Here is a 25,203-nt window from a genome sequence, read left to right on the forward strand (position 1 = left end):
GCACTGTCGGCCCTTTCGCTCGTCCGAGGACGACGGTGTCAGACCCGGCGGCAGCGGTCTCGGAGTTCGCCGATGACGGCCTTCTCGGGCGCGTTGACGTCACCGTCCACGGTGGCCACCCGCTCCGCCGCGTCGACGATGTCGCGCAGATCCCCCGGCTCGGCATCCAGACGTCGCCACACCTCGGCGGGGTCGATGTCGACGAGGTGGGCGAGCTGTTCATCGACCACGTGATGCTGATCCCGGACCAGCCTCACCAGGTGGCGGATCAGCAACGCCTCGTCGTCCGCGATCTTCTTGTCCGCCATGATGACGAGCCACGCGACCCACAGCAGCAGCTGCGGGTGCCGACTGCGCCCGCTCAGCCCCTCGGCGACTTCGATCACCCGCGCCTCGTTCCGGAAGACGGCCTGCGCGTGCCGCCCCGCGAGCAGCGTCGTGTAGCGGTTCAGCACCACCGCGAGGGGAACGCCGACCATGGGGATACCGATCTTGATGACGTTTCGCTGGAGGAGGTACTTCCCTACGACGGGAAACCCCTTCGCGGCGGTCAGTACCCCTCCGGAGTAGAAACGCTTGATCACCGGCCGGATGATGGCCGGGACCGCCTTGGTCACGCCTTCCTTGACCATCTCCCCGCTCTTGATCGTGAAGGCCACGCGAATGAGCTTCCACATGTCATCGGGGTCGGACAGATCGAGGGGGACCCGGTAGAGGACCGCCACGTCGTAGGCCAGGCGGAGCTGGAGCCGGGTGACGAACGCGACGTCGACCATCATGGTCGCGACGGCGGCCGGGACGGTCGCTGCCGAGGCTCCACCGAGGCTCCCGAGGGTGGCGATGACGGCCGCCGAGTAGGCCCCGGCGGAGAGCCCGCCTTCGAGCGCGGCGTACCGTGCCGCCATCTTGATGCGCTGAGCGACGACGGCATCCGCGGGTACGCCCTCGTACCGCTCCTGGAAGTACTGCCAGTCGACCTTGTCGGTGTAGGCGCTCAGGGCCTGGGCGCTCAGCTTGGTGAACCAGCCGCCCGACTTGATGTCGTCCGGGCTCAACCCCTTGATGAACGCCCGCAGTTCGGCCCGCTCACGCTCGACAGCCTTCCGGTCGGCTTCGTCGTCGCCCTCGGCGTCAGCGGTGCCGAGTGGAGCTTCGGTCACGGGTTGCCCCGTCGGATCCTCCTGGCTCCTCGCCTCCCCCTCGCTCGCCGGGGACGTGGAATCGGGCTCAGGTGCCCGGGGTGAGGGCACCGCCGCCCAGGCGTCGTCATCGATGTCGACACCGAAGTCCGTCGCCAGCCCGGCCAGCCCGGACGCGTACCCCTGCCCGACGGCACGGAACTTCCACTCGCCGGTGCGCCGGTAGAGCTCTCCGAAGATGAAGGCGCGCACGGCGCCCGCGTCGTCGACGGAGAACTGGACCAGACGGTCCCCGGAGCTGTCCGTAAGCGTCAGGTAGAGGTCGTTGAGATCCCCGAAATGGGATCCTCCGTAACGACTCGCGGCCACCACGATCCGCTCGACCTCGGGCGGTACCGCGTCGAGATCGAAGCCGAGGCGATCCTCGTAGCCGTCGACCGTGGGAGCTTTCCCAAGCAGTTGGACACTGCCGTTGCCGACGACGGGGTTGTTGTGGAAACAGAAGTCGGCGTCACTGCGCACTTTGCCGCCGCCGTCGAGCAACCACAGGGAAACGTCCGCGTCCCCCTCGCCCGACGGGCTGTTCCACCCCAGACTCATCGTCACGGAGCCGACGTCGTCGCTGAGCGCAGCCAGCCCGACGTTCGCGCCTCTGACCATCTTCTGCATGCGTGCCCCCAGATGTGCTGCCGACCGGAGCGCACGCGCGGCAGATGTGTGCGTGACGTCGTGTGGTGCGTCACACATTCGCCGGACGCCGCGAATCCTATCGGCCGAGTGGATGCTTCATGGAGAAGTTGTGAAACGTCGCTCGGCCGGTACGGCTGCCCGAATCACGGCCTTCGCCCCACGGGACGGACGCGACCACAACCCGTGACACTCGCCCCCATCCGTGCCTCCGCCGGTCAGGACGACTCCCGCACCACCAGCTCCGTGGGAAGCACGATCCTCGGGCGGCCCTCCGCGGTCTCTGCCGACGAGCGGCTCGCGATCTCCTGGAGCAGGACGCGGGTCATCGTGCGACCCATCTCCTCGATCGGCTGGCGCACGCTCGTCAGGGGCGGGTCCATGTGGCGGGCCACCGCGGAGTCGTCGAAGCCGATCAGGGCCACGTCGTCCGGGATGCGGCGGCCCGACTCGCGCAGGACCTGGCGGGCTCCCGCCGCCATCACGTCGGAGGCCGCGAAGACCGCGTCCACGTCGGGGCGGCGCTCCAGCAGTTCGCGCATCGCCCGGGCTCCGCCCTCCTCACTGAAGTCCGCCGGGGCGATGAGCCGTTCGTCCGGGTCGAGGCCGGCGTCGGCGAGGGCCTTGCGGTAGCCGTCCAGGCGGCGCTGTGCGCCGTAGACGTCCAGGCGGCCGGTGATCGTGGCGATGGAGCGGCGACCCCTCGCGATGAAGTGGTCGACGGCCGCGCGGGCGCCCTCGAAGTTGTCGGAGTCGACGGAGGGCAGCGTCTCCGCCGCGTGCCTGCGGCCGCTGATCACGGAGGGCATGCCGAGCTGTTCGAGGAGGTCCGGCAGCGGGTCGTCGGCGTGGACGGATACCAGGAGCACCCCGTCGACCCGGTGCGCGGTGAGGTACTGGGCCAGCCGGCGGCGCTCGCGGTCGTTGCCCGCGAGGGTCAGGAGCAGCTGCATCTCGGTGTCGGCGAGGGCGGCCCCGACGCCGCGCACGATGTCGGAGAAGTACGGCTCGGCGAAGAACCGGGTCTCGGACTCGGGGACGACGAGGGCGATGGCGTCCGTGCGGTTGCCCGCGAGTGCGCGGGCTGCGCGGTTGGGGACGTAACCGAGCTCGGCGACGGCCGCTTCGACGGCCTCCCGGGTCTGTACGCTGACCCGCGGCGAGCCGTTGATGACGCGTGAGGCCGTGCCCCGCCCCACTCCGGCCCGGGCCGCTACCTCTTCGAGCGTGGGCCGCCCGCCACTCCGTACTCGCGCTGCCGCCATGGCTGCCTCCCGTTCGCGGTCAATTTCTCACAGCGGGTTGGCCAAACCAAGTCCCACCGTCCGATCCCCTGACGCCCGGCCGGACCCCTCGGTCCTTCGAAGCGCTCTACCCTTGGGAGCGCTCCCAAGCCTACGGGGTCCGGATGACGAACACGTAAGGCGGGCACGGAACAGCGGGACCCGGCGGTGTGCCGGGTCCCGCTGTTCACGCAGGTCGGGGTCATACGGTGCCGATCAGACGGTGCCGACCGGGGGCAGCGCGTGGCGGCGGATCACGTCGGAGTACCAGTGGGCGCTCGCCTTGGGGATGCGGCGCTGCGAGGCGTAGTCGACGTACACCGCGCCGAAGCGCTTCGAATAGCCGTACGCCCATTCGAAGTTGTCCATCAGCGACCAGAGGAAGTAACCGCGGACATCGGCGCCGTCGGCGACGGCCCGCTGCACGGCGTCGAGGTGGCCGTGCAGGTAGGCGACCCGCTCGGGGTCCTGGACCTTGCCCTCGGGCGAGACGTAGTCGTCGAACGCGGCGCCGTTCTCGGTGACCATCAGCGGGAGGCCGGGGTGATCGCGGGTGACGTCCATGAGCAGGTCGTAGAGCCCGTCGGGGTCGATCGCCCAGTCCATCGCGGTGCGCTCCTTCCCCTCGGGAAGGTGGAACGCGACGTGCTCGGAACCGGGCCAGGGCGAGTGCTGGCTGGCGCCGTGGGCGTCGCTGCGCGCGTAGCTGGCGCCTTCCACCGGCGTGGAGACCAGGGTCGGCGTGTAGTAGTTGATGCCGAGGGCGTCCACGGGACGGGAGATGGTGGCGAGGTCACCGTCCTTGACCAGCTTCGACCAGTCCACCAGGTGCGAGGTGTCGGTGATCAGGTCCTCGGGGTACTCGCCGCGCAGCATCGGGCCGGTGAAGATCCGGTTGCCGACCGCGTCGATGCGGCGGGCGGCGTCCGCGTCGGCCTCGCTGCCGGTGAGCGGGCGGACCTGGTGGAGGTTGAGGGTGACCGAGGTCTGCGCAGCAGCGGGGAGTTGGGCGCGCAGAACCTCGATCGCCCGGCCATGGGCGAGGTTGAGGTGGTGGGCCGCCTGCAGGGCGGCTGCGGGCTCGGTGCGGCCGGGGGCGTGCACGCCCGAGCCGTAACCGAGGTAGGCCGAGCACCACGGCTCGTTGAGGGTGGTCCACATGCCGACGCGGTCACCGAGGGCGCCGGAGACGATCGCGGCGTAGTCGGCGAACCTGTCGGCGGTCACGCGCTCGGGCCAGCCGCCGGCGTCCTCGAGCTCCTGCGGCAGGTCCCAGTGGTAGAGGGTGGCGACCGGCATGATGCCCGCGTCCAGCAGCTCGTCGACGAGCTTGCGGTAGAAGTCCAGGCCGCGTTCGACGGCCGGGCCGCGGCCGGTGGGCTGGACCCGGGACCAGGAGACGGAGAAGCGGTAGGCCTTCAGCCCGAGCTGCTTCATGAGCGCGACGTCGTCGCGGTAGCGGTGGTAGTGGTCGGCGGCGATGTCGCCGGTGTCGCCGTTGCGGACCTTGCCGGGCGTACGGCTGAAGGTGTCCCAGATGGACGGCGTGCGGCCGTCCTCGGCTGCGGCGCCCTCGACCTGGTAGGAGGCGGTTGCCGCACCCCAGATGAAGCCCGTGGGGAACTGTGCCTCGGGTGCCTGCTTCGGGGTGGTGTCGGGTCGTACGGCAGTCATGCGGGAGCGCTCCCATGGGTGGAGGGACAGGGACGGGAAGTGCGAGGGCCCGGCCCCGTACGGCCTGGTCAGGTACAGGTCGTACGGTACGGCCGGGCCGGACCGGGTGCGAAACAGCGGACCGGGTTCGGACCGGGCCGGAGCGGCCGGGGTCAGCCCTTGACGGCGCCGGACATGATTCCCCCGACGATCTGCTTGCCGAAGATCACGAAGACGACGAGCAGCGGCAGGGTACTGATCAACGCGCCCGCCATCACGATGCTCTGGTCGGGCACGTAGGACGCGCTCAGCAGGCCGAGTGCCACCTGGAGCGTGGGGGTTTCCTGGTTCAGTGCGAGGTACGGCCAGAAGAAGTCGTTCCAGGCCTGGACGAAGGTGAGCATGCCGAGCACCATCATCGCCGGACGGGCGACCGGAAGCACGATGCTCCACACGATCCGCAGGTTGTTCGCCCCGTCCATCCTGCCCGCCTCGATGAGCTCGTACGGCAGCGCCTCGATGAGGTACTGACGCATGAAGAACACACCGAAGGCACTCACCAGGGTCGGGAAGATCACCGACTCCAGCTGACCGCCCCAGCCGATGTCCGACATCATCATGAACAGCGGTACGACGCTGAGCTGCGGGGGGATCGTCAGCGTGGCGATGACCATCGTCATCAGCACGCCGCGGCCCTTGAAGCGCATCTTGGCGAAGGCGTATCCGGCCAGCGTGCAGAAGAACAGGGTCGCCAGGGTGATGCTGGAGGACACGATCACCGTGTTGAGGATGGCCTTGCCGAGGTTGGCCTGTTCCCAGGCCGCCTCGAGGTTGTGGAGCAGGTTGCCGCCCGGGAGGAGCGGCGGCGTGGTGTCCAGGATCTCGTCCTGGGTGCGGGACGCGGCCACGAGCGTCCAGTACAGGGGGAACAGTGAGCCGAGGCCGACGACGGCGAGGGCGAAGTAGGCGAAGGGGCCCGCGTGGTGCTGGCGGCCTGCGCCGGGCTTGAAGCGGCGGCGGCGCGGGCTCTGGCCGCCGGCGGGGGCCTTGGAGACGCGGCGGTGGTCCGGCGCGGTCATGGGGCTGGTGGTGGTCATGTGTATCGCTCCCCGTCAGGCCGCGGTCTTGCGCACGTAGCGCCCGATGAGCCAGTTGATCGCGGCAATGAGCAGCAGCAGGACGAGCATGGCCCAGGCGACCGCGGCGGCCTTACCGAGGTGTCCGAGGTTCCAGCCGTAGTTGTAGAGGTAGATGCTGAGCGTCTCGTACTGGTTCTCGGTGCCGCCCGTCGCGCCGTTGGTGCCGCCTTCCAGCAGGAGGGGCTCCCCGAACAGCTGCATCGAGCCGATGGTCGAGATGACGATCGTGAAGAGGATCGTCGGTCGCAGCGCCGGGATCGTCACGTTGCGGAACTGCTGCCAGCGCGACGCTCCGTCGAGCGAGGCGGCCTCGTACAGATCGGACGGGACGGCCTGCATGGCGGCGAGGTAGATCAGCGTGTTGTAGCCCGTCCAGCGCCAGATCACGATGACGGCGATGGCGATGTTGGACGTCCAGTGGCCGTTGACCCAGTTCGTCTCGCCGGCGCCGAAGAAGCCGAGGACCCAGTTCAGGAGGCCGCCGTCCGCCCGGAACACCAGGGCGAAGACGATGGCCGCGGAGGCCACCGAGGTGGCGTACGGGGTGAGGATCACCGTGCGCCAGAAGGTGCTGGCGCGCAGTTTGTAGTTCAGCAGGTGGGCGAGACCCAGCGCCATCATCAGCTGCGGCACCGTCGAGATGACACCGATGACGAACGTGTTGGTGACGGAGGTCCAGAACTCGGAGTCCTGGAGGATGCTGGTGAAGTTCTCCCAGCCGACCCATTCCATCTGGTCGAGGTTGGTCATCTCCACCTTGTGCAGGGCGATCCAGCCGGTGTAGATCAGCGGATACAGCCCGAAGGCGGCGAAGACGAGGAAGAACGGGGCGATGTAGGCGTACGGCGACGCCTTGTCGTCGAAGCGCCAGAGCCGGCTGCGCCACGCCTGGCGGCCGGGGGTCATGGGCTTCGGAGCGCGTCCGCCGCGCTGGGGGCCGCGCGCGCTCCGGGTGGGGGTGGTGGTTGCCACGGGTGGGAGTCCTTCCCTGGGTGTGCCGACACCGCAGGGGCAGGCCGGACCTGTGTCAGGTCGGATGCGGGTGTCGGAAGGTGCGCGGTGCCGGCGGGTGGACCGGCACCGGCGCGGGCGGCAGGACGCGTGGACGTCCCGCCGCCCGCACCGGCGGAGGATCAGCCGACCACCTTGTCGATGGCGTCGATGGCGGCGTCCCAGGCGGCGTCCGGCTTGGTGCCCCGCTGCTCCATGTTGTTGATCTGCTTGGAGAAGGTGTCCTTGATGTTGCCGTCCTTCGGGCCGAGAACGGCGGCGGGGATGACGTTGGCCGATGCGGCGTAGATCTCACCGATCGGGGCGTTGTTGAAGTACTCCAGCTCGGCGGTCTTCACGTCGGGGAGGTTGTAGGCACCCTTGTTCGACGGGAAGAGGCCCGCGGCCTTGAACACGGCGGCCTGCTGCTCCGGCGCGGTCAGCCACTTGACGAGCTCACCCGCCTCCTTGACGTGCTTGCCCTTGGCGGGCACGGAGAGGAAGGAGCCACCCCAGTTGGCCGCGGTGTCGCCCGGGGCACGGCTGATGTCCCACTTGCCCTTGAACTCGTCACCGGAGTACTCGGCGATCTGCGCGGCCATCCACGCGGGACAGGCGATGGTGGCCATGGTGCCCTGACGGAGAGCGGCCTTCCACGGGTCCTGGAACTGGGCCAGGCCCTGGGTCAGCTTCTTGTCGACCGCCTCGGAGGCGAGCTTCCAGCCCGCCTTGACGCCGGCGCTCTCCTTGTAGATCGGGTCGCCGTTCTTGGCGTAGTACTGCTCCGAGTTGGAGCTGACCACTCCGTTGTACATGGCGCTGGCGGAGTCCATGAAGAAGGTGCCCTTGGGCGCCTTCTTCTTGTACTCCTCACCGAGCTTGAGGTAGTCCCCCCAGCCGCCGGCGAACTTCGCGGCGACTTCCTCGCGGTCGGTGGGCAGTCCGGCCTTCTCGAACAGGTCACGGCGGTAGCAGATGGACATCGGGCCGATGTCGGTGCCGGCGCCGATGACCTTGCCGTCCTCGGCGGTCGCCTGCAGCGCCTTCCAGTTCACCCACTGGTCGGTGTCGATCACCTTGGAAAGATCGGCGAAGGCGTCCGCCTTGGTGTCGACGAGCTCCTTGGCGCGGCCGACCTCGATGCCCTGCACGTCGGCCAGGCCGCTGCCCGTGTTGAGCTGCTGGAGGAACTTGGTGTAGTAGACCGGCTCTTCGGCCGCGGTGTTCGCCTTGACCGTGATGTTCGGGTGGAGCTCGTGGTACTTCTCGAAGAGCCCGGCCTCCTTGTAGCCGAACTGTCCGAAGTCGGCCACGGTCAGGGTGATGTTCCCGTTCGCGTCGGCCCCCTCGGAATCCGAGTCGGAATCGCCGCAGCCGGTCAGCAGCAGGGCGGCGGCCGTGAGGCCCGTGGTAGCCATGACGGCTGTTCTGCGGCTTCGACCTGCAACGGTGCGGGTGATGCGCATTCCACTACTCCTTGTTCCAGGGTGGGACTGGCGTTCATCTGCTCGGCATACGCGCTGGTGCGTGCGGGTGCCAGTGGTACGGAGAGGGCATGGGCCGTGCCGTCCCCGTACGAGCGAAAAACCTCGTTCGAAATGGGAGCGCTCCCATGCGCTGATGCCGGAAGATTGCTGCCTCTGGGGGGTGGGTGTCAAGAGTTGAAGACACTTCCGTTGCCCGAGTGTGTCCTGCAAGTCACGGGAACGTGTCCGACCGAGGGCTTGCGTTTACCTTCACCCCCTGCATGCGGGACGGGCCGAAGTCTCAATTGCCGCAGGTCAGTGGGGTGTTGGGCCGCGATACGGGCATCCGACCGCCGGAAAGACCGGCACGGGGCGCAGTTTTCCGAGCCACGTCCGAAAGGGCGCCGGCAGCGCTGCCGCCGAAAGAGGCCCGCCGGAAAATGAACGGGGCAGGGCGTCATGGGGGTGCACAGGGGGGTCATGAGGCGTTTCCGTGTTCTTTCCCCGAACTCCACAGTGGGACAAGAAGGTTCCGCTTCTTTCCGTACGGGTGGGACAAGGACGGACGTGACGGTTCCCCTCCGCGCACCAGGACGAGCACGGAGGGGCGTCAGGGGCGGCGCGCCCCGGCCGGGTGTGGGGGGCGTGGGGGGCCGGCCGGGGCGCGCGGGTACATGGGGGCGGAGGGCTACCCGAAGGCGCCGAACGCCTTGGTGAAGGCCAGCGGCTCCTGGAGGATCGAGCTGCAGGTCGCGTCCGCGGCCGGCTTCGCGCCGCCCTCGCACTGCACGTCCCGCGTACCGGACCACATCGCCAGCCGGCCGATGCCCTTCTCCTGAGCGAACTCCACCAGCTGCGTGGCGTCCTCCACGGTGAAGATCTCGGTGACGACGTCGTTCACGCCGATCATCGGGGTGACCGCGACCGCCTTCCAGGCCGCCGCCTCCGAGAGCCCGAGCACGCCCTTGAGCTGGGCCTGCGTGGCGGTGGCCGCCTGGGCGGCGTAATCGCCCATGTCCCCGCTGTACGAGGCCCCGTAGTCCATCGCCATGATGTTGACCGCGCCGATCGCCACGCCGCTCTCCTTCGCGTCCGCGATCAGGTCCACGCCCGGCTGGGTCAGCCCCTCGGGCATCACGGGCACGGTGAAGGACACGTCCAGGCCGGGGTGCGCCTTCTGGAGCTGGGCGATGGCCTGCGAACGCCGGGAGTTGGCGGCGGTGTCGGGCAGCGCCCCGCCTTCGATGTCGAAGTCGACCTTGGTCAGCCCGTACGCGTCGATGACCTCGCCGTACGCTGTGGCGAGCTCGGCCGCCGAGGAACAGTGCAGCGCCAGTTCGGCGCCGGCCGCGCCCCCGAAGGAGACCCGCACGTCGCCGCCCTCGGCCCGCAGCGCGTCGATCTGGGCGGCCACCTTGTCGTCGGCGAGCCCCGTGACGCCGCCCCACAGCGGGGCGCAGCTGCCGCCGGAGGTGATGAAGGCCAGGTTGAACTCCTTGACACCCGTCCTGGACGCGGTGTCCAGCAGGTCGTAGGCGGGGAGGAGCGACGTATCGACGTACGGGGCGAATCCGGCCCCGTCCGTCGTGCCGCCGGACGGGGCCTCCGTTGCGGTCTCCGTGGGCGTGGGCACCGACGGGGGCGGCGCGGTCTTCGTCGGCGCGGGGGTGGGCGTGGGGGTCCCGGTCGGACGTCCGCTGGGCTCCGGAGTCGCTCCGCCGTCCGCGGAGCACGCGGCCTCGTCGATGAGGCAGCCCTCCGGGTCGGCGGCGGTGCCGGCGGAGGTGGTGACGAAGCCGACGGTCACGGACGCGCCCGGCGCGATGTCCTTGTTCCAGCTCGCGGGCTTCACGGTGACGTGGTCGCCGCTGACGGTGTGTTCACCGTTCCAGAGCGAGTCGATCTTCGTGCCGGCGGGCAGGTCGAATTCGAGCGTCCAGCCCGACTGGACCGTCCCGGTGTCGTTCGAGACGACGTACTGCCCGGTGTACCCACCGGTCCAGGCGCTGGCCCTCGTGTACGTCGCGCCGACGGCCGCCGCCTGCGCCGTGCCGGTGAGCGCGAAGACCGTGCCGCCCACGACCGCCGCGGCGACGACGGCGCCGATCGCCTTCGTACGGGTGCTCGTCGTGCGGCGGTGCGTGCTGATGCCCATCGCGTGCCTGCCTCTGTCCTGCCGGGGGGTGTTTGCGTCTGCACGCTAGCCGCCGCGAACCGGGCAAATGACGCTGATCGGAACCGGGTTGACGTTCTTAGGGTTTGCTTAAGGAGGACATCGGTGCCGGTTAAAGGTTCGGGGCGTTACGGGACCCTGTGTTGCGTCCCTTCACTCCGCGTGGCCATCGCCGTCCCCCGCGTCCGCCCACCCGGTGCCCCCGGCGGGCGCGCTCGGCCGGGCCGCCGTCGAGCCCGATCCAGATGCGTACCTCCGTGCCACCGAGCACCGAGCGCCCGATCCGCAGGTCGCCACCGGTGGATTCGGCGACCCTGCGGACGATGTCGAGGCCGAGGCCGGTCGAGCCCACCGCGCCCCGTGCCCCGTTCTTTCCGCTGGCACCCCGGGCCAGGGCGGATTCCGGATCGGGTATGCCGGGTCCGGCGTCCGAGACCAGCACGAGCACCGCGTCGCCGCTGTGGTGCACATCGACGGCGAAGGCGGTGCCTTCCGGGGTGTGCCGGAACACGTTGCCCAGCAACGCGTCCAGGGCGGCGCCCAGTTCGCTCCGGGCGACCGGGATCCGTACCGTGCGGTCCACACCCGCGAGGCGCACCGTGCGCCCCTCGTCCTCGGCCAGCGCCGACCAGAACCCCATGCGTTCCCGGATGACCTCGGACGCGTCACACCCGGCGCCCGCGCCCGTCTGCCCGCCCTGGGTCTGCGGGCGCTGCTCCCGCGCCGTGCGGATGATCGTGTCGACCTCGTGCTCCAGCTGTTCGACCGCGGCCCTGGTCTGCTCGGCGGCGGGTCCCTCGCCCAGCGAGGCGGCGTTGAGGCGCAGGACGGTCAGCGGGGTGCGGAGCCGGTGCGAGAGGTCGGCGGCGAGCTCGCGCTCGTTGGCCAGGAGCTGGACCACCTGGTCGGCCATGGAGTTGAACGCGACCGCCGCGGACCGGAGTTCGGTCGGGCCCTCCTCGGGCACCCTGGTCCCCAGCCGGCCCTCCCCCAGGTCCTGGGCGGCGCCCGCGAGCCGCTGGGCGGGCTCCACCATCCGTACGCCGAGCCGGTCGGCCACGGCCACCGATCCGACGATCAGCGCGATACCGACGCCGGCGAGCACCAGCCAGGCCGTGCCGACGCCGTTGGCCACCTCGTCCTCGGGCACGAACACCTCGACGACCGCGATGCCGCCGGAGCCCAACGCGGTGGGCTGGAGCAGCGCGGAGCCACCGGGCACCTCGGCGATGGCGGCACGCCCCGACTTCCGTACCGTCTCCAGGTCCTCGCGGACGGCGCGCCAGGTGCCGATCTCCAGGCGGTCGCCGCCCTGTCGCGCGGCGGGGACGTGCACCGCGAGGCGTCCCCGGCCGCCGGGTTCGGTGGACAGGACGGCCCGGGTCAGTTCCTCGCGGTCGGTGGTGATGGTGAGGGTGGGGCCGATGGTGGCGGCCTGCCGCTCGGCGTCGGAGAAGGCCCGGTCGCGGGCCATCTCCTTGATGACGAGTCCGAGCGGCACGGCGAAGGCGATCACGACCATGGCGGTGACGGCCAGACAGACCTTGACCAGGGCCCATCTCATGCGGACGGCCCCGAATCCGGGGGTTCGAGCTTGACGCCGACTCCGCGCAGGGTGTGCAGATAGCGCGGCCGTGCGGCTGTCTCGCCCAGTTTGCGGCGCAGCCAGGAGAGATGGACGTCGATGGTCTGGTCGTCTCCGTAGGACTGCTTCCAGACCTCGGCCAGCAACTCGCGGCGCGGCACGACGACGCCAGGGCGCCCGGCGAGGAAGGCCAGCAGGTCGAATTCGCGGCGGGTCAGGTCCAGTGCCCTGCCGTCCAGTTCGGCCTGCCGGCGCAGCGGGTCGATGGAGAGTCCGCCGACCTGGATGACGCGCGACGGCGGGGCCTGGGCTCCGGGGCCCCGGGTGCGGCGCAGGACGGCCGCCATACGGGCGGAGAGGTGCTCCACCGAGAACGGCTTGGTCAGATAGTCGTCGGCTCCGTCGTTGAGCAGCCTGACGATCTCGGCCTCGTCGTCCCGCGCGGTCGCGATGATCACGGGTACGTCGGTGATGGAGCGCAGCATCTTCAGGGCCTCGGCGCCGTCGAGGTCGGGCAGTCCGAGGTCGAGCACGACGACGTCGAAGCGGAAGTGCGCGACCTCGCGCAGCGCTTCGAGCGCGGTTCCGACACTCCGTACCGTGTGTGAGGCCTCGGTCAGGTGCCGGATGAGGGCGGAACGTACGAACTGGTCGTCCTCGACCACGAGCACACTAGGCATGCGCCGCACCGTAGCCCATACGGAGGAACAGGGTCCCCTCCAGGACAACTCCCGTGCGGGTGGTGCAGGATGTGCCCGATGCAACGAGGACTCGTACACGCGTTGGCGTGGTCGCTCGCCACGGGGGCGGCGGTCACCCTGTCCTGGTGGGGCGTGCACACGGTCATGTCGGGTACGGCGTACGACCCTCCGCGCGCCGTTCCGATCTCGGTGGGGGCGACGAACGAGCCGGTGTCGTCCTCGACGCACCGCGCGCTGCCCTCCGCCTCCCCGAGTGCCAGTGCCTCCCGTGCCAGGCCCACTCCCTCCTCCCCGCCGTCCCGGCCGCCGTCCTCCCGTCCTCCGGCCGCGAGCCCTGACCCGGGTCCGGGCCCGGGCCCGGCTGAATCCTCGGCGCCGCCGGCCGACGACGCGGGCTCGGTGAAGAGTTACCCCACGCGTGGCGGGAGGGTCGTCCTGGAGCTGGCGGACGATTCGGCGAAGCTGGTCTCGGCGACACCGGAGCCGGGCTGGTCGATGCAGGTGTGGACGAACCCGGAGTGGATCCGGGTGGACTTCAGCGACGGGGCGGGCGCGACGGTCTCCGTCTTCTGTACCTGGAACGGCCATCCTCCGATCGTGGAGACCGTGAACCAGTAACGGCCTCACCCGCGCCGGAGAGCCCGCTCGCTGTCGCGGGTGGGAGGTCGCGAGCCCTCGCCGTCAGTCGAAGGCGCCGGGTGGCGGCGCCGGGGACGGTCTGGCACCCGCGTCGGTGACGACGGCGGCGCCCCCCGTGAAGTCGGCGAGCGCGCGGCCGTGTTCGACGCGGCCGGGGTGCGGGTCGCTCGCGACCCGCCGGGACAGTTCGGTGACCGCGATCGGCAGGTCGGAGGCGACGAGGACCGCGTTGCCGAAGCGACGGCCACGCCAGACGGTCGGGTCGGCGGCCAGGGCCAGTTCAGGGAAGAGGGACGCGGCCGTGGCGATCTGACCGCGCAGGTGCGCGAGCGGCGGGCCGTCGGCGAGGTTGGCGGCGTACTGGCCGCCGGGCTTCAGCACCCGGCGTACTTCGGCGAGGAATTCGACGGAGGTGAGGTGCGCGGGAGTGCGGGCCCCGCCGAAGACGTCGGCGATGACGAGGTCCGCCCAGCCGTCCTGGATCTTTTCGAGCCCGGCGCGGGCGTCCACCGAGCGGACCCGTATCCGGGCCTGCGGGTCCAGGGGCAGCTCCCGCCGCACCAGTTGGACCAGGGGCGCGTCGATCTCCACGATCTGCTGGGTGGAGCGGGGGCGGCTCGCGGCGATGTACCGGGCGAGGGTGAAGGCCCCGCCACCCAGGTGAACGGCCTGGAGGGGCCGTCCGGGCGGCGCGGAGAGATCGATGACATGGCCGAGCCTGCGCTGGTACTCGAACGAGAGGTACGCGGGGTCGTCCAGGTCCACGTGGGACTGCGGGGCGCCGTCCAGCAGCAGCGTCCAGGCGCACGGGCGTTCACGGTCGGGCACGAGCTCGGCCAGGCCGCCGTCCACCGTCGCCGAGACGGTCTCCTGCCGGCGCTCGGACCGCTTGCGGTCGCTCGCGCCCCGGGCCGCTCCTCGACGTGCCACGCGCGCTCGTCCTCGCTCACCGGTTCGGGCCGGTTACCTGGGCGGCCCGGCGACGGCGGATGATCCGCCCACCTGGCCATTATGGCCTCAGTGGCAGTTGTCGGCCGCCTCGATGAGCCGGGCCGCCTGGTCGAGGGCCGCGCGCAGCACGGCCGGGTCGGTGACCGGGGCCTCCGCGGCGGGCGGCAGGAGCCAGCCGCCTCCGGTGACGGGCGGCTCGGCGGGGACGCGCAGCCCCCGGCCGTCCGTCCGCGTACAGGCGCTGCCGGGCACGTCCCATGCCTCCGCCGTGCCGGGCGGCACGAGAAAGCCGAGGACGGCACAGGCCCCGTCGTGCAGGACCGGGCCGACGGGCGCGTTCTCCGATCTCCTGCGCAGGATGTCAACGGCCTCCAGACCCTGACGCGCCGGGACGGTAACCAGGTCGCACGGTGTGGTTTCCGGGCCCATGTGAGGCAAGGGAACCCCTCCTCTTCGTCTCGACGAGGCGGGGCCACGCCCCGTCTCCGCATGGACCAACGCGCTGACGGCGTCAAGGGCTACGGCGGCACGCCGCCGCAAAGGGTGGCAGTTCATGGCAGATCACGGGTGAGATGTCCGGTTTATAGGCAAACGCTGCGTGTGCGTCTCGTCACAGCGGGTACGTTCATGCCCGCCGGGACACCGGAAGCAGGCGCCCGGCTGCGCCAGAGAGGGCCCCGCCATGGTCTCGACACGGGCAGTTCCCAACCTCGCCTTCCGGCGACTGCGCGGACAGCGCTCCGCCGGAGAGTTCGCGGCCGCGGTCCGCAGGGCCGCCCGCGAGATCGGTGAACAGGTCGCGTGTGACGCCCGGTACATCGGACGCGTGGAGTCCGGCGAGATCCGCTGCCCCAACTACGCGTACGAACGGGTGTTCCTGCACATGTTCCCAGGGGCCGGCCTCGCGGACCTGGGCTTCTCGGCCCGCGAGAACGTGCGCGGCCGGGGGGCCCGCACGACGGCCGTGTCCCCACCCACCACACCCCCCACGCTCCACAGCGACATCCACGAGGAGAGCGACGTGCTGCGTCGCGTGTTCATGACCAGCGGTACCGCCACAGTGGCGGCCGCGTCCCTGGGCCTCGGCGGGCATCCCGCCGCTGCGGGCCCCCTCGCCGTTCCCGCACAGCGCCGGATCGGCGAAGCCGAGGTGAGCGCCGTGGAGAAGGCGGTGCGCCAGATCCGGTTGCTGGACGACCGGCACGGCGCGGACGGCCTCTACCGGCAGGCCTCCCAGCCGCTCCGGGCCGCGTACGCCCTGCTCGATTCCGGCACCACGACGCGGCGCAGCACGGCGGACCGGCTGCACGCGGGCGCCGGTGAGCTGGCGATCTCCGTCGGCTGGCTGGCCCACGACTCCGGGCGCTTCGACGACGCGCGCTCCCATTACGCGGAGGCACTCGCGACGGCACGCCTGTCCGGTGACGCCGCCCTGGAGGCGCACGCGTTCTGCAACGCGTCGTTCCTGGCCCGCGACACGGGGCGGGCCCGCGAGGCGGTCCGTGCCGCGGAGGCCGGGCAGCGGGCGGCCCGGCCGCTCGGCTCCCCACGGCTGCTGGCCCTGCTGGCGCTGCGGGAGGCGGGGGCCAGGGCGTGGCTCGGGGACCGCACGGGGTGCGAGCAGGCGATCGGGCGGGCGCAGACGGCGTTCGACCGGGGGCCGTGCGATGCGGACCCGGAGTGGATGACCTTCTTCCGGGAGGCGGAACTGGAGCTGCTGGAGGCGCAGTGCTGGTCGGCACTGGGCGACTGGCCACGGGCGGCGCGGCACGCCCGCCGGGCGACCCGGCTGCAGGATCCGCACTTCACCCGGAACCTCGCGCTGTACCGCGTGCAGCTCGCGGGGGACCTGGCGCGGGCGGGCACGGCCGACGAGGCCGCGGCGGCGGGCCACCAGGTGCTGGACCTGCTGGACCGGGTCCAGTCCTCCCGGATCCGCGGGATGCTGGCGAGCGCCGTACGGGTGCTTCGGCCCCGCGGCGGCCCGGAGGTGACGGCCCTCCTGGCCCGCTACGAGGAGCTGCCCCCGGACGCCTGAGGCGGCCGGCCCGCGAGCGCGGGTGCGCCGGGGCCGGAAGCCCCTGGCCCGATCTTCGACCTGGAGATCAGGCTAGCGGTCCAGGTGACCCGTGTCGTTCCAGCGTTCCAGGGCCGGGAGGCCGTACGCCCAGCCCAGCACCGACAGCGACGTGGGCTCCAGGCGGATCCGCGCGGCGAACGACACGTCCTCGCCCAGCCAGCGCGCCCCCAGCGCCCGCAGGATGTGCCCGTGGGCGAAGACCAGGACATCGCGGTCGGCCGAACGCGCCCACTCGACGACCTCGTCCGCCCGGGCCGTGAGCCCGGCGAGGGTCTCGCCCCCGGGTACCCCGTCCCGCCAGATGAGCCAGTCCGGCCGGTCCGCCTTGATCTGCGCCGGGGTCAGGCCCTCGTAGTCCCCGTAGTCCCACTCCATCAGCGCGTCCCACGGCTGTGCCCGCTCACCGAACCCGGCGATCGCACAGGTCTCGGCGGCACGGACGAGCGGGCTGGTCCGCACCTCGACGCCGGGCAGACCTCCCCAGGGTTCCCGGTGCAGCCGCTCGCCGAGCAGCTTGGCGCCCTCGCGGCCGGTGTCGAGAAGGGGAATGTCGGTCCTGCCGGTGTGATTGCCCTGGACCGACCACTGTGTCTGGCCGTGCCGGGCGAGCAGGATTCGCGGTGCCATGACGGCTCTCCCTGAGAAAACGGAGATCCGAAGATCCGGGGACCCTGGGATCTGGTGGATCCGGGACAGCGGTGTCCGGGACGGCTGCGGGGCGGCGGGTGCGGGCGGCCGGCTGCGAGACCGGTGCGGGCCGAGGCCCCTCTCCATCATCTCCCACCCGTTTCACGGGCAACCTGCGGGGCGGCGTCCGCGTCCCTCCCAAGGCATGACCGGGGAACGCCCGCACGGGGCGGCCCCAGGGAAAAACAGGGCATACGACCGCCGTACGGTTGAACGCCCGCCGTCGACCGCGTGAACATGGGGAGAGCTACCGGATGCCGCACGCCACCGCCGCGCCATCGTCCTCCGGTCCCCGGCCCCGCTGGTGGACGGAGCTTCCCCTGATCGCGGTGGTGTACGGGCTGTATTCGCTGGGCCGTCTGCTGGTCCACGAGAACGTCCCGGCGGCCGTGGAGAACGGTCTCGCGATCCTCCGCCTCGAGAAGGCGCTGCATCTCAACGCGGAGCACCCGCTCAACCGGCTCCTGACCGCCCACCCCACGCTCGGCATACCCGCCGACTTCGCGTACGCCTCCTTGCACTACCTGGTCACCCCGGCCGTACTGATCTGGATCTTCCGGCGCCGTAGCGCCACCTACCGGGCGGCCCGCACCTGGCTGATGACCTCCACCCTCCTCGGGCTGATCGGCTTCACACTGATGCCGACCTGCCCGCCCCGGCTGCTCGACGCCCACCACGGTTTCGTCGACACGATGGCGCAGTACAGCGCGTACGGCTGGTGGGGCACCGGCGCGAGCGCCCCGCGCGGGCTCAGCGGGATGACCAACCAGTACGCCGCGATGCCGAGCCTGCACGTCGGCTGGGCGGTGTGGTGCGGTGTCCTGCTGTGGCGCCACGGCCGCCACCCGCTCGTCAGGGCAGCGGGCGTCGCCTATCCGCTGATCACCGTGTTCGTCGTGATGGGCACGGCGAACCACTATTTCCTCGACGCCGTGGCCGGGGCGGCCGTGATGGCCGTGGGCGCCCTGCTGACCAGGCCGTTCATGCGGCTCTCGGACCGCCTCACGGACCGGGTCAGGGCGGTGTCCGGACGCATGCCCGTATCCCGCGCCCCCGCGGAATCCACGATTGTCAGTGACGGATGCAAGACTTCCGCGGGTGAGCGAATACCCGGCCGGCGGACCGCCTCCGCAGATTCCAGCGACGCGAGCGCCCGTTCCGCGGCCGACGCCGGCAACGACGCTCCGGCAGCGGCTCGCTGAGCTGCGCGGCCCCTCCGTCACCCCGCATCCGCTCGACGCGCGCGCACTGGCCGCGCTCGCCGCCAACCCGGGATGCAAGCGGCGCGCCCTGCTGGACGGCGCGGGTGTCGACAAGGCCGAGCTGGCCACGGCGCTCGGCTCCCCCGCCGCGTTCGGCCAGTCCCAGTTCGCGTTCGTCCGGGGCAACGCCTTCGAGGCGAAGGTCAAGGCCGACGGCGGCACGGAGCTGCTGCGCCTCCTCGTCGAGCGGCTCGGCGGCGGCGCCGAAGCACCGGCCGTGGCCGCGGTGCCCGATCTGACGGCCGCCGGCCCCGAGGGCCGCGCCGCGCGTACGGCGCTGGCGCTGCGCGAGGCCACGGCGGCGGGCGGCTGGGCGCTGCTCGACCATCCGATGCTGGCCCTGGAGGTCGCGGGCTCGCCCGCCTACCTGGAGCCGGACGCCGTGGTGGTGCACCCCGACGGCACCTGGACGGTCGTCGAGATCAAGTCATTCCCCATGATCGACAGTTCGGCGGACGCCGCGAAGGTCGGTGCGGCGGCCCGCCAGTCCGCCGTCTACGTCCTGGCGCTCGAGCGGATCGCCGCGAAGACGGAGGGCGCCGAGGTCGGCCACCGGGTCCTGCTGGTCTGCCCGAAGGACTTCTCCAACCTGCCGACCGCCTCCGTCGTCGACGTACGCAAACAGCGCGCCGTCACCGCCCGCCAGCTGACCCGGCTGACCCGTGTCGAGGACATCGCGGCCGCCCTGCCCGAGGGCACCACCTTCGATCCGGGCTGCTCCCCCGAGGAGCTCGGCACCGCCGTCGAGGCGGTTCCCGCGGCGTACGCCCCCGAGTGCCTGGCCGCGTGCGAGCTGGCCTTCCACTGCCGGGCGAAGGCCCGCGCCGAGGGTGCGGTGGAATCGCTGGGCCGGAGTGTGCGGGGCGAGCTCGGAGGCCTGACGACGGTCGCCGGAGTGCTGGCCGCCGCAGCCGGCAAGGAGGGCGACCCGGCCGACCCGACGGTGGCGGCCCTGCGCCGGGCCGCCGCGCTGCGGGCCGAAGCACTGGCCGGTGTGGACGGCGGCGTCCCATGTCGCTGATCAGCACTCTCGCCCGGCTGGAGGCCGTCGACAGCGGGCGTGCCCAGCCGCTGGCCACCGTCCGCCACCGCCATCTGACCGGCCGGCCGCTCGTGCTGGTGCCGCTGACGACCGCCGGTGAGGCCGGCGCCCCGCTCGGCGCGCTCGTGGGCACGGACCGTGCGGCGCCCAGGCTGCTGACGGTGGCCCAGCCGCGCGACCGTGATCTGCGGTTCGCGTTCCTCGCCGAGCTGGCCGAGGCGGTACTGCCGCACATCGAGTCGTACGCCGATGCCGTCGAGCCCGCCGAGCGCAACGAGACCGATCCCGCGACCGGCAAGAAGGTCAAGGTCGAGGTCGAGCTGTGCGCGGACGCGGCCCAGCTGATCGTGCCCAGCAGGGCCGGCATCGACTTCGTACGGCTGCTCGGGCGGTCCATGCGGTTCCGGCGTACCGCCGAGGACGACCCGGACACCCCGTATCCGGCTCCCGCCCGCGTGCCGCTGCTCGGCCGCTGGCTGACGCACTACGGGGAGCGGGCCAGGGTGCCGGGCTCCTCGCTGCTGCTCGCCGCGACGGACCTGCTGAACCGCCACTGGGCGACGGGGCAGAGCAGCCTGGAGGACCAGCACCTCGGCGCGCTGCTCGCCTGGGTCGACCCGCCGGACGGCGTGTCCGGCGCCGAGGCGGCGCTCCGGGCGGAAGGCGAGCGGGACCGTGACGGTCAGCTGGTCTGCCCGCCGGCCGGACCGTCGACGGACCCGGCGTTCGACAACAGGCTGCTGGCGCCCGCGATCGAGCGGTACGACCGGGCACGCACGGCGCTGGCCGCCGCGGAGGACGGCCTCGACGCCGACGCCGGGCTCGGCGAACTGAGCGCCGCCGAGCGGGACATCAGGTCGCTGCTCGCGGGGGTGCTGCTGCCCACCTGGGACGCGGTGTGGCGGGGGCTCGACCTGCTGGCGGAGCTGCCCGAGGGGGCGAGGGCCGAGGACCGCTGGACCAGGGACCGCTGGTCGTTCACCGCGCACCGGGACCGGGTGCGGGCGGGCGAGCCCCCGCAGCCGCGACGGGACGACGCGGTGACGGCGGCGCAGAAGCTGGCCTCGCGGGAGACGGCCCAGGCGCAGCTGGACGCCCAGGAGGCGCTCGACGATCCGCTGGTGCTGGCGGGGCGCAGGCTGGCGGGCGAGGCGTTCGTCGGGGAGGTGACGGAGGTCGTGATGGCGTACAGCGAGTCGAAGCGGCCCTCGCCTCGGCCCCTGGTCACGGTGCGGACGGACGAGCGCCCGCACCTCGGTGAGCGGACCAAGGTGTACCGCTCGCTGGACGGGAAGCCGCAGACGGCGGAGTTCGTGGCGTACGCGGCCGGGGACGCCGAGGACGCGGGGAGCGCGGGCACGGTCGGCCTCGTCCTGCGGATCACGGACCGGATGGGCCGGAGCAAGGAGCCCGCACCGGGTTCGGTGCCCGAGCCCGGCGACCGGATCGCCTGGACCCTGTTCGAGCACGACCAGCGGGGCGGCCCGAAGCTCCCTGATCCGGAGGACACCCCGTGGACCCACGGCGGTCCGCCGGGTGCCGCCGGCGGCGGACCTGCCGAGCAACCCGATCCCGTGACCGCGGAGGACCTCCTGTGACAGCCGTTCTCGACCCGGGTGCCGCGGCGGCGCGGGCGACCGACGCGATCCTCGGCGACACCCTGCGCGGTTCGGCGCGCGGCATCGTGGTGGACTCGCCGCCGGGCGCGGGGAAGTCGACGCTGGTGGTGCGTGCCGCGCTGGAGCTGGCCGCCGCGGGCCGCCCGCTGATGGTGGTCGCGCAGACCAACGCCCAGGTGGACGACCTGGTGGTGCGGCTGGCCGAGAAGGCTCCCGAGCTGCCGGTGGGCCGGCTGCACAGCAGCGACTCCGATCCGTACGACAAGGTCCTGGACGGCCTGGACAACGTACGGAAGTCGGCGAAGGCGGCGGATCTGGCGGGCCTGGACATCGTCATCTCCACGGCCGCCAAGTGGGCGCACGTGAAGAACGTGGAGCCGTGGGGGCACGCGATCGTCGACGAGGCGTACCAGATGCGGTCGGACGCCCTGCTGGCCGTGGCCGGGCTGTTCGAGCGGGCGCTGTTCGTCGGGGACCCGGGCCAGCTGGACCCGTTCTCGATCGTGGGCGCCGACCAGTGGGCGGGGCTCTCGTACGACCCGTCGGCGAGCGCCGTCTCGACCCTGCTCGCGCACAATCCGGAGCTGCCGCAGCACCGGCTGCCGGTGTCCTGGCGGCTGCCCGCTTCGGCGGCGCCGCTGGTCTCGGCGGCGTTCTACCCGTACACGCCGTTCCGCAGCGGTACGGACCACGGCGACCGGCGGCTGTCGTTCGGGGTGCCCTCGGACGGGTCGGGGCCGGACCGGGTGCTGGACGAGGCGGCCGAGTCCGGCTGGGGGCTGCTGGAGCTCCCGGCCCGGCACACCCCGCGCACGGACCCCGAGGCGGTCCGGGCGGTGGCCCTGGTGGTCCGCAGGCTGCTGGACAGGGGAGGCGCCGCGACGAGCGAGCGTGGCCCCGACCCGGTTCCGGTGACGGCGGAGCGGGTCGCGGTCGGCACGGCCCACCGCGACCAGGCGGCCGCGGTGCGGGCGGCGCTCGCGGAGCTGGGGGTGACGGGCGTGGCGGTGGACACGGCGAACCGGCTCCAGGGCCGCGAGTTCGATGTGACCGTGGTCCTGCACCCGCTGTCGGGCCGCCCGGACGCGACGGCGTTCCATCTGGAGACGGGCCGCCTGTGCGTGCTGGCCTCGCGGCACCGGCACGCGTGCGTCGTGGTGTGCCGTGCCGGGGTGGCGGACCTGCTGGACGAGCACCCGTCGACGGAGCCGGTCCAGCTGGGCGTGACGGTGAAGTTCCCCGACGGCTGGGAGGCGAACCACGCGGTCCTCGCCCACCTCGCCGAGCATCGCGTGCATTGGACGCCCTGATCCTGGGCAGCGCTCTTGCGCCGGGCTGGACAATGGAAGGTGGCCGTCCGGCCGTACGAGGGAGGAACACCACATGGCACAACCCGAGCGGAACGAGCGGCAGAGGCTGCGACCCGCGCCGCTGCTCTTCGAGCCGTCGGAGGCGGCAGCCGATCCGGAGCACTTCTTCGACCTGGAGTCGATGGAGGACCCGACCGAGCTGCTGGCCCGCGCGACGGAGCTGACGCTCGCCTTCCGGGCGGCGACCGACCGGGCCGTGGAGTTCCAGGCCGTGGCCGCCGCGCAGCTCGCCGATCCTCGCCGGTTCGACCGGCTCACGCCCGCGGACATAGCCGAGCGCGCGGAGTGGACCGAGGACTACGCCAAGAAGATGATCGAGTTCGGCCGGTCCCTGCTGGACAGCCCCGCGCCCTGACCTCCAGCACGGTGGGGGGACGCCGGAACGGTCCTGAAACCGCACGACCGTACGTCACTGCGGGTACACCCGTGGCATATGCCGTCGGGCAAGATACCCCGCTGCCCGGCGCCCTGTACGGCTTTCGGCAACTCTGAGGAACAGGAGTGTCACGGCCGGTAGACATGACGCCATGAGCGCATGGCTGAACGACGAAACGACCCTGCGGACCGCTACCGCCCCGCACCCCGGTGTCGACATCTTCGCCCTGCTGCGGGACCGCGCCGACCACCGGGCCGACGACAGGGCAGCTCAGGTCACGGCGTCCGGAGCCGCGTGGCTGGCGGGCGCTTCGCCCTGCCCGCGCGGCACGCTCGCGCGGTGGGAGGCCCATCCCGCCGCCCCCGGCGTCCTGCCGTGCGGCTCCGCGTTCGACGTCGTGAACGTGCCGGCGCTGTTCGGCCGGCGCATGCTGGAGCAGCTCTGGGCGGAGGGTCCGGGGTCGGGCCCCGTCGCCACACACCGGGGCCGGATGCTGCTGTTCGCCTCCCCGGGCACGGCGCAGCGGCTGCCGTCTCTGCTGGCGTGGGAGGAGTGGGGCACGGGTGGCGCCGACGGCTCCCGGGGACACCGGGGCGCCCTGCCGCCGATGCTCTGTCACGGCACGGGGGACGCGGTCACCGTCCCGCCCCTGACCGGCGGCGCGGACACCGGCGGGCCCCGCTGGGTGGTCGCCCCCGACACCCGCAGCCCCTGGCTGCCGGGCCCGGACGTGCTGCTCTGGGCGTGTGTACGGGTGGGCAGGTCGGCGGCCCCTTCGACCACCGGTCATTCGATTTTTCCTCCCGCCGATCCGGGTGCTAATGTCTACGACGTCAGCAGGCGCCGTTAGCTCAGTTGGTTAGAGCAGCTGACTCTTAATCAGCGGGTCCGGGGTTCGAGTCCCTGACGGCGCACAGACAGAAGAAGCCCCTCGCGGAAGCGAGGGGCTTCTTCGTGCGCGCCCGCGCAGGTCAGACGCCGGTGGCGACCCGGACGGTCCAGGCCCCCGACCGGGTCCGGTCGGCGACGTCGATACGGATGCGTTCCCCGGGCACGGTGAAGCGCTCACCCTCCCGGAGCGGGGCGTCCGCGAGCGGCGGGTAGACCGAACGGTCCCAGCAGGCGTCGGAGTCGGGGTGGGTGTCCAGCACCTCCACCGGGCCGCCGCCGGACGGCTTCGCGTTGTGGATGCGGTAGACGAGCACTCCCTCGGCGCAGGTCGTCCGGTCGTTGCCCGTGGCGCCGCGGGCCTCGATGGCCAGCGCACTGTCCGCTCCGGTCCTGACGACGGCGAGCCGGGTCCCGAGGGACGCGCCGGGCAGGGGCACCCCGGCCATGGGTTCCAGGGTGAGGTCGGCCGCGCCCTGCACACACACGACCTCCTCGCCCTCCAGCCAGCCGAGCTTCCACTTGTGCCAGCCGAGCAGGTCCGGGGCGAGCCCGAACTGGCTGCCCATCACGTCCCAGTCGCCGACGTAGGTGTCCCAGTCGCCCTTCCCGTCCTCCGGCCGGTGGTAGAGGTCCGCCAGGTCGAAGACGTGTCCGGTCTCGTGTGCGAGGACGTTACGGTCCGGCGGGTGCTCCTCGAACACGGTGACCACACGCCGGATGTCCGCGCCGTCGGCGCGCACCGGCCGGTCGAAGTTGACGACCTTGGTGGCGTCGGAGTCGACACCGGGGGCGTCCGGGTCGGCGACGAGATAGACGATGTCGTACCCGGAGAAGTCGGTCCGTTCGTCGGCGGCCTCGATCGCGTCACGCAGGTAGTCGCTGCGGCGCTCGGAGCCCCAGTCGCGCTGTATGCCGTACGAGGTGGAGGGGCGCGGCATGGGGGTCCACTGCCGCTGGGGGTGGGGGCGCAGGGTGAACCTGCCGTACGAGGCGCGCCGGAAGAAGCGGGTGGTGGAGGGGAAGTAGTCGGCGGCGAGCACCTCGGGGGTCACCACGGGATCGGAGTCGGGGAACGAGAGGAAGACCATGACCGCGTCGAGGCGGTGGTCGGGGCGCGGGTAGGCGCTGTTCCAGGTGTCGAGGCCGAGGGAGTGGTGCGCCGCCGTCCGGGGCAGGGCGCACGGTCCGGCGTCCCGTGAGGCAGCCACGGCGGGCCCGGCGACGAGTCCGGTGGCGGCGAGCGCCAGGAGGGACGTGAGAGCGGCCGCCGCACTGCGCAGACTCGGCTTCTCCAGTCCCCCGGGTCCGTGCTGACGCGGCACATCTACCTCCGGGTGGCGAATGCGGGACTTCCCCCCTCACCCTGTGCCGATCCGGGGTCGTACGCCCTGTTGTGCTGCCCCACACGAGTCATCGGGGGCCGAGAGTGATCGCCCGGAGACGGATGACCACACTCACAGACAGTCACAA

General features: G+C 71.9%; 21 protein-coding genes and 1 tRNA gene. 9 read left to right on the top strand and 13 right to left on the bottom strand.

Annotation, left to right across the window (positions count from 1 at the left end; all coding sequences use genetic code 11):
* Positions 1-38: 38 nt before the first annotated feature.
* From ACFYQ5_RS08985 to ACFYQ5_RS09025, 9 genes are all read right to left on the bottom strand, one after another.
* Complete coding sequence (locus ACFYQ5_RS08985) at positions 39-1,808, bottom strand: TerD family protein (RefSeq protein ID WP_389195171.1); 1,770 nt, start codon at positions 1,806-1,808, stop codon at positions 39-41.
* A 236-nt stretch (positions 1,809-2,044) separates the two neighbouring features.
* Positions 2,045-3,091: a LacI family DNA-binding transcriptional regulator gene (locus tag ACFYQ5_RS08990; RefSeq protein WP_389195176.1), complete on the bottom strand. Its 1,047-nt coding sequence runs from the start codon at positions 3,089-3,091 to the stop codon at positions 2,045-2,047.
* Between the two features lie 234 nt (positions 3,092-3,325).
* Positions 3,326-4,783: a GH1 family beta-glucosidase gene (locus ACFYQ5_RS08995; protein ID WP_389195179.1), complete on the bottom strand. Its 1,458-nt coding sequence runs from the start codon at positions 4,781-4,783 to the stop codon at positions 3,326-3,328.
* 152 nt (positions 4,784-4,935) lie between these two features.
* Positions 4,936-5,859, bottom strand: a complete 924-nt coding sequence (locus tag ACFYQ5_RS09000; protein WP_389195182.1) for a carbohydrate ABC transporter permease — start codon at positions 5,857-5,859, stop codon at positions 4,936-4,938.
* 15 nt (positions 5,860-5,874) lie between these two features.
* Positions 5,875-6,873, bottom strand: coding sequence for a carbohydrate ABC transporter permease (locus ACFYQ5_RS09005; protein WP_389195185.1), 999 nt, complete (start codon positions 6,871-6,873; stop codon positions 5,875-5,877).
* A 161-nt stretch (positions 6,874-7,034) separates the two neighbouring features.
* On the bottom strand, positions 7,035-8,357 hold the full coding sequence (locus ACFYQ5_RS09010; protein WP_389195188.1) for an ABC transporter substrate-binding protein: 1,323 nt from the start codon (positions 8,355-8,357) through the stop codon (positions 7,035-7,037).
* Positions 8,358-9,045: 688 nt separating this feature from the next.
* A complete protein-coding gene (locus tag ACFYQ5_RS09015) occupies positions 9,046-10,512 on the bottom strand; it encodes a cellulose binding domain-containing protein (RefSeq protein WP_389195191.1) in 1,467 nt (488 codons plus the stop codon).
* A 130-nt stretch (positions 10,513-10,642) separates the two neighbouring features.
* A complete protein-coding gene (locus ACFYQ5_RS09020) occupies positions 10,643-12,094 on the bottom strand; it encodes a sensor histidine kinase (RefSeq protein ID WP_389195194.1) in 1,452 nt (483 codons plus the stop codon).
* Complete coding sequence (locus tag ACFYQ5_RS09025; protein WP_389195197.1) at positions 12,091-12,795, bottom strand: response regulator transcription factor; 705 nt, start codon at positions 12,793-12,795, stop codon at positions 12,091-12,093. The genes ACFYQ5_RS09020 and ACFYQ5_RS09025 overlap by 4 nt, the downstream gene beginning before the upstream one ends.
* A gap of 78 nt (positions 12,796-12,873) precedes the next feature.
* Here ACFYQ5_RS09025 and ACFYQ5_RS09030 point away from each other — a divergent pair, with 78 nt between their 5' ends.
* Entirely contained in the window at positions 12,874-13,434 is a 561-nt protein-coding gene (locus ACFYQ5_RS09030) for a hypothetical protein (RefSeq protein WP_389195200.1), read from the top strand.
* 63 nt (positions 13,435-13,497) lie between these two features.
* Here the strand turns inward: ACFYQ5_RS09030 and ACFYQ5_RS09035 are convergent, their stop codons facing one another.
* Entirely contained in the window at positions 13,498-14,385 is an 888-nt protein-coding gene (locus ACFYQ5_RS09035; protein WP_389195203.1) for a spermidine synthase, read from the bottom strand.
* Positions 14,386-14,472: 87 nt separating this feature from the next.
* On the bottom strand, positions 14,473-14,835 hold the full coding sequence (locus ACFYQ5_RS09040) for a hypothetical protein (RefSeq protein WP_389195390.1): 363 nt from the start codon (positions 14,833-14,835) through the stop codon (positions 14,473-14,475).
* Positions 14,836-15,088: 253 nt separating this feature from the next.
* Here ACFYQ5_RS09040 and ACFYQ5_RS09045 point away from each other — a divergent pair, with 253 nt between their 5' ends.
* On the top strand, positions 15,089-16,444 hold the full coding sequence (locus ACFYQ5_RS09045; protein WP_389195206.1) for a tetratricopeptide repeat protein: 1,356 nt from the start codon (positions 15,089-15,091) through the stop codon (positions 16,442-16,444).
* Positions 16,445-16,516: 72 nt separating this feature from the next.
* On the opposite strand, the gene ACFYQ5_RS09050 is transcribed toward ACFYQ5_RS09045, so the two are convergent.
* Positions 16,517-17,113: a histidine phosphatase family protein gene (locus ACFYQ5_RS09050; RefSeq protein WP_033299088.1), complete on the bottom strand. Its 597-nt coding sequence runs from the start codon at positions 17,111-17,113 to the stop codon at positions 16,517-16,519.
* A 314-nt stretch (positions 17,114-17,427) separates the two neighbouring features.
* On the opposite strand from ACFYQ5_RS09050, the gene ACFYQ5_RS09055 reads away from it, so the two are divergent.
* From ACFYQ5_RS09055 to ACFYQ5_RS09085, 7 genes are all read left to right on the top strand, one after another.
* Complete coding sequence (locus ACFYQ5_RS09055; protein WP_389195210.1) at positions 17,428-18,375, top strand: phosphatase PAP2 family protein; 948 nt, start codon at positions 17,428-17,430, stop codon at positions 18,373-18,375.
* Entirely contained in the window at positions 18,272-19,456 is a 1,185-nt protein-coding gene (locus ACFYQ5_RS09060; protein WP_389195213.1) for a hypothetical protein, read from the top strand. Before ACFYQ5_RS09055 ends, ACFYQ5_RS09060 begins: the two co-directional genes overlap by 104 nt.
* Positions 19,447-21,075, top strand: coding sequence for a hypothetical protein (locus ACFYQ5_RS09065; RefSeq protein WP_389195217.1), 1,629 nt, complete (start codon positions 19,447-19,449; stop codon positions 21,073-21,075). Before ACFYQ5_RS09060 ends, ACFYQ5_RS09065 begins: the two co-directional genes overlap by 10 nt.
* Positions 21,072-22,406 (top strand): AAA domain-containing protein, encoded by a 1,335-nt coding sequence (locus ACFYQ5_RS09070; RefSeq protein WP_389195220.1) that lies wholly within the window; start codon positions 21,072-21,074, stop codon positions 22,404-22,406. Before ACFYQ5_RS09065 ends, ACFYQ5_RS09070 begins: the two co-directional genes overlap by 4 nt.
* Before the next feature lie 73 nt (positions 22,407-22,479).
* Positions 22,480-22,821, top strand: coding sequence for a hypothetical protein (locus tag ACFYQ5_RS09075; RefSeq protein WP_389195223.1), 342 nt, complete (start codon positions 22,480-22,482; stop codon positions 22,819-22,821).
* 172 nt (positions 22,822-22,993) lie between these two features.
* A complete protein-coding gene (locus ACFYQ5_RS09080) occupies positions 22,994-23,692 on the top strand; it encodes a hypothetical protein (RefSeq protein WP_389195226.1) in 699 nt (232 codons plus the stop codon).
* A tRNA-Lys gene (locus ACFYQ5_RS09085) sits at positions 23,683-23,756 on the top strand. The genes ACFYQ5_RS09080 and ACFYQ5_RS09085 overlap by 10 nt, the downstream gene beginning before the upstream one ends.
* A 57-nt stretch (positions 23,757-23,813) precedes the next feature.
* Here ACFYQ5_RS09085 and ACFYQ5_RS09090 read toward each other — a convergent pair.
* Complete coding sequence (locus tag ACFYQ5_RS09090; protein WP_389195230.1) at positions 23,814-25,055, bottom strand: M6 family metalloprotease domain-containing protein; 1,242 nt, start codon at positions 25,053-25,055, stop codon at positions 23,814-23,816.
* Between the last annotated feature and the right edge of the window lie 148 nt (positions 25,056-25,203).

This window comes from Streptomyces sp. NPDC005794, from assembly GCF_042871445.1.
Lineage (GTDB): Bacteria > Actinomycetota > Actinomycetes > Streptomycetales > Streptomycetaceae > Streptomyces.

Bases quoted from the DNA above. Each gene is read 5' to 3' on its own strand.
- ACFYQ5_RS09065 (WP_389195217.1), top strand. From the start codon at position 19,447: ATGTCGCTGATCAGCACTCTCGCCCGGCTGGAGGCCGTCGACAGCGGG.
- ACFYQ5_RS09025 (WP_389195197.1), bottom strand. From the start codon at position 12,795: ATGCCTAGTGTGCTCGTGGTCGAGGACGACCAGTTCGTACGTTCCGCC.
- ACFYQ5_RS09000 (WP_389195182.1), bottom strand. From the start codon at position 5,859: ATGACCACCACCAGCCCCATGACCGCGCCGGACCACCGCCGCGTCTCC.
- ACFYQ5_RS08995 (WP_389195179.1), bottom strand. From the start codon at position 4,783: ATGACTGCCGTACGACCCGACACCACCCCGAAGCAGGCACCCGAGGCA.
- ACFYQ5_RS09050 (WP_033299088.1), bottom strand. From the start codon at position 17,113: ATGGCACCGCGAATCCTGCTCGCCCGGCACGGCCAGACACAGTGGTCG.
- ACFYQ5_RS09075 (WP_389195223.1), top strand. From the start codon at position 22,480: ATGGCACAACCCGAGCGGAACGAGCGGCAGAGGCTGCGACCCGCGCCG.
- ACFYQ5_RS09030 (WP_389195200.1), top strand. From the start codon at position 12,874: ATGCAACGAGGACTCGTACACGCGTTGGCGTGGTCGCTCGCCACGGGG.
- ACFYQ5_RS09040 (WP_389195390.1), bottom strand. From the start codon at position 14,835: ATGGGCCCGGAAACCACACCGTGCGACCTGGTTACCGTCCCGGCGCGT.
- ACFYQ5_RS09055 (WP_389195210.1), top strand. From the start codon at position 17,428: ATGCCGCACGCCACCGCCGCGCCATCGTCCTCCGGTCCCCGGCCCCGC.
- ACFYQ5_RS09020 (WP_389195194.1), bottom strand. From the start codon at position 12,094: ATGAGATGGGCCCTGGTCAAGGTCTGTCTGGCCGTCACCGCCATGGTC.
- ACFYQ5_RS09010 (WP_389195188.1), bottom strand. From the start codon at position 8,357: ATGCGCATCACCCGCACCGTTGCAGGTCGAAGCCGCAGAACAGCCGTC.
- ACFYQ5_RS09045 (WP_389195206.1), top strand. From the start codon at position 15,089: ATGGTCTCGACACGGGCAGTTCCCAACCTCGCCTTCCGGCGACTGCGC.
- ACFYQ5_RS09080 (WP_389195226.1), top strand. From the start codon at position 22,994: ATGAGCGCATGGCTGAACGACGAAACGACCCTGCGGACCGCTACCGCC.
- ACFYQ5_RS09015 (WP_389195191.1), bottom strand. From the start codon at position 10,512: ATGGGCATCAGCACGCACCGCCGCACGACGAGCACCCGTACGAAGGCG.
- ACFYQ5_RS08990 (WP_389195176.1), bottom strand. From the start codon at position 3,091: ATGGCGGCAGCGCGAGTACGGAGTGGCGGGCGGCCCACGCTCGAAGAG.
- ACFYQ5_RS08985 (WP_389195171.1), bottom strand. From the start codon at position 1,808: ATGCAGAAGATGGTCAGAGGCGCGAACGTCGGGCTGGCTGCGCTCAGC.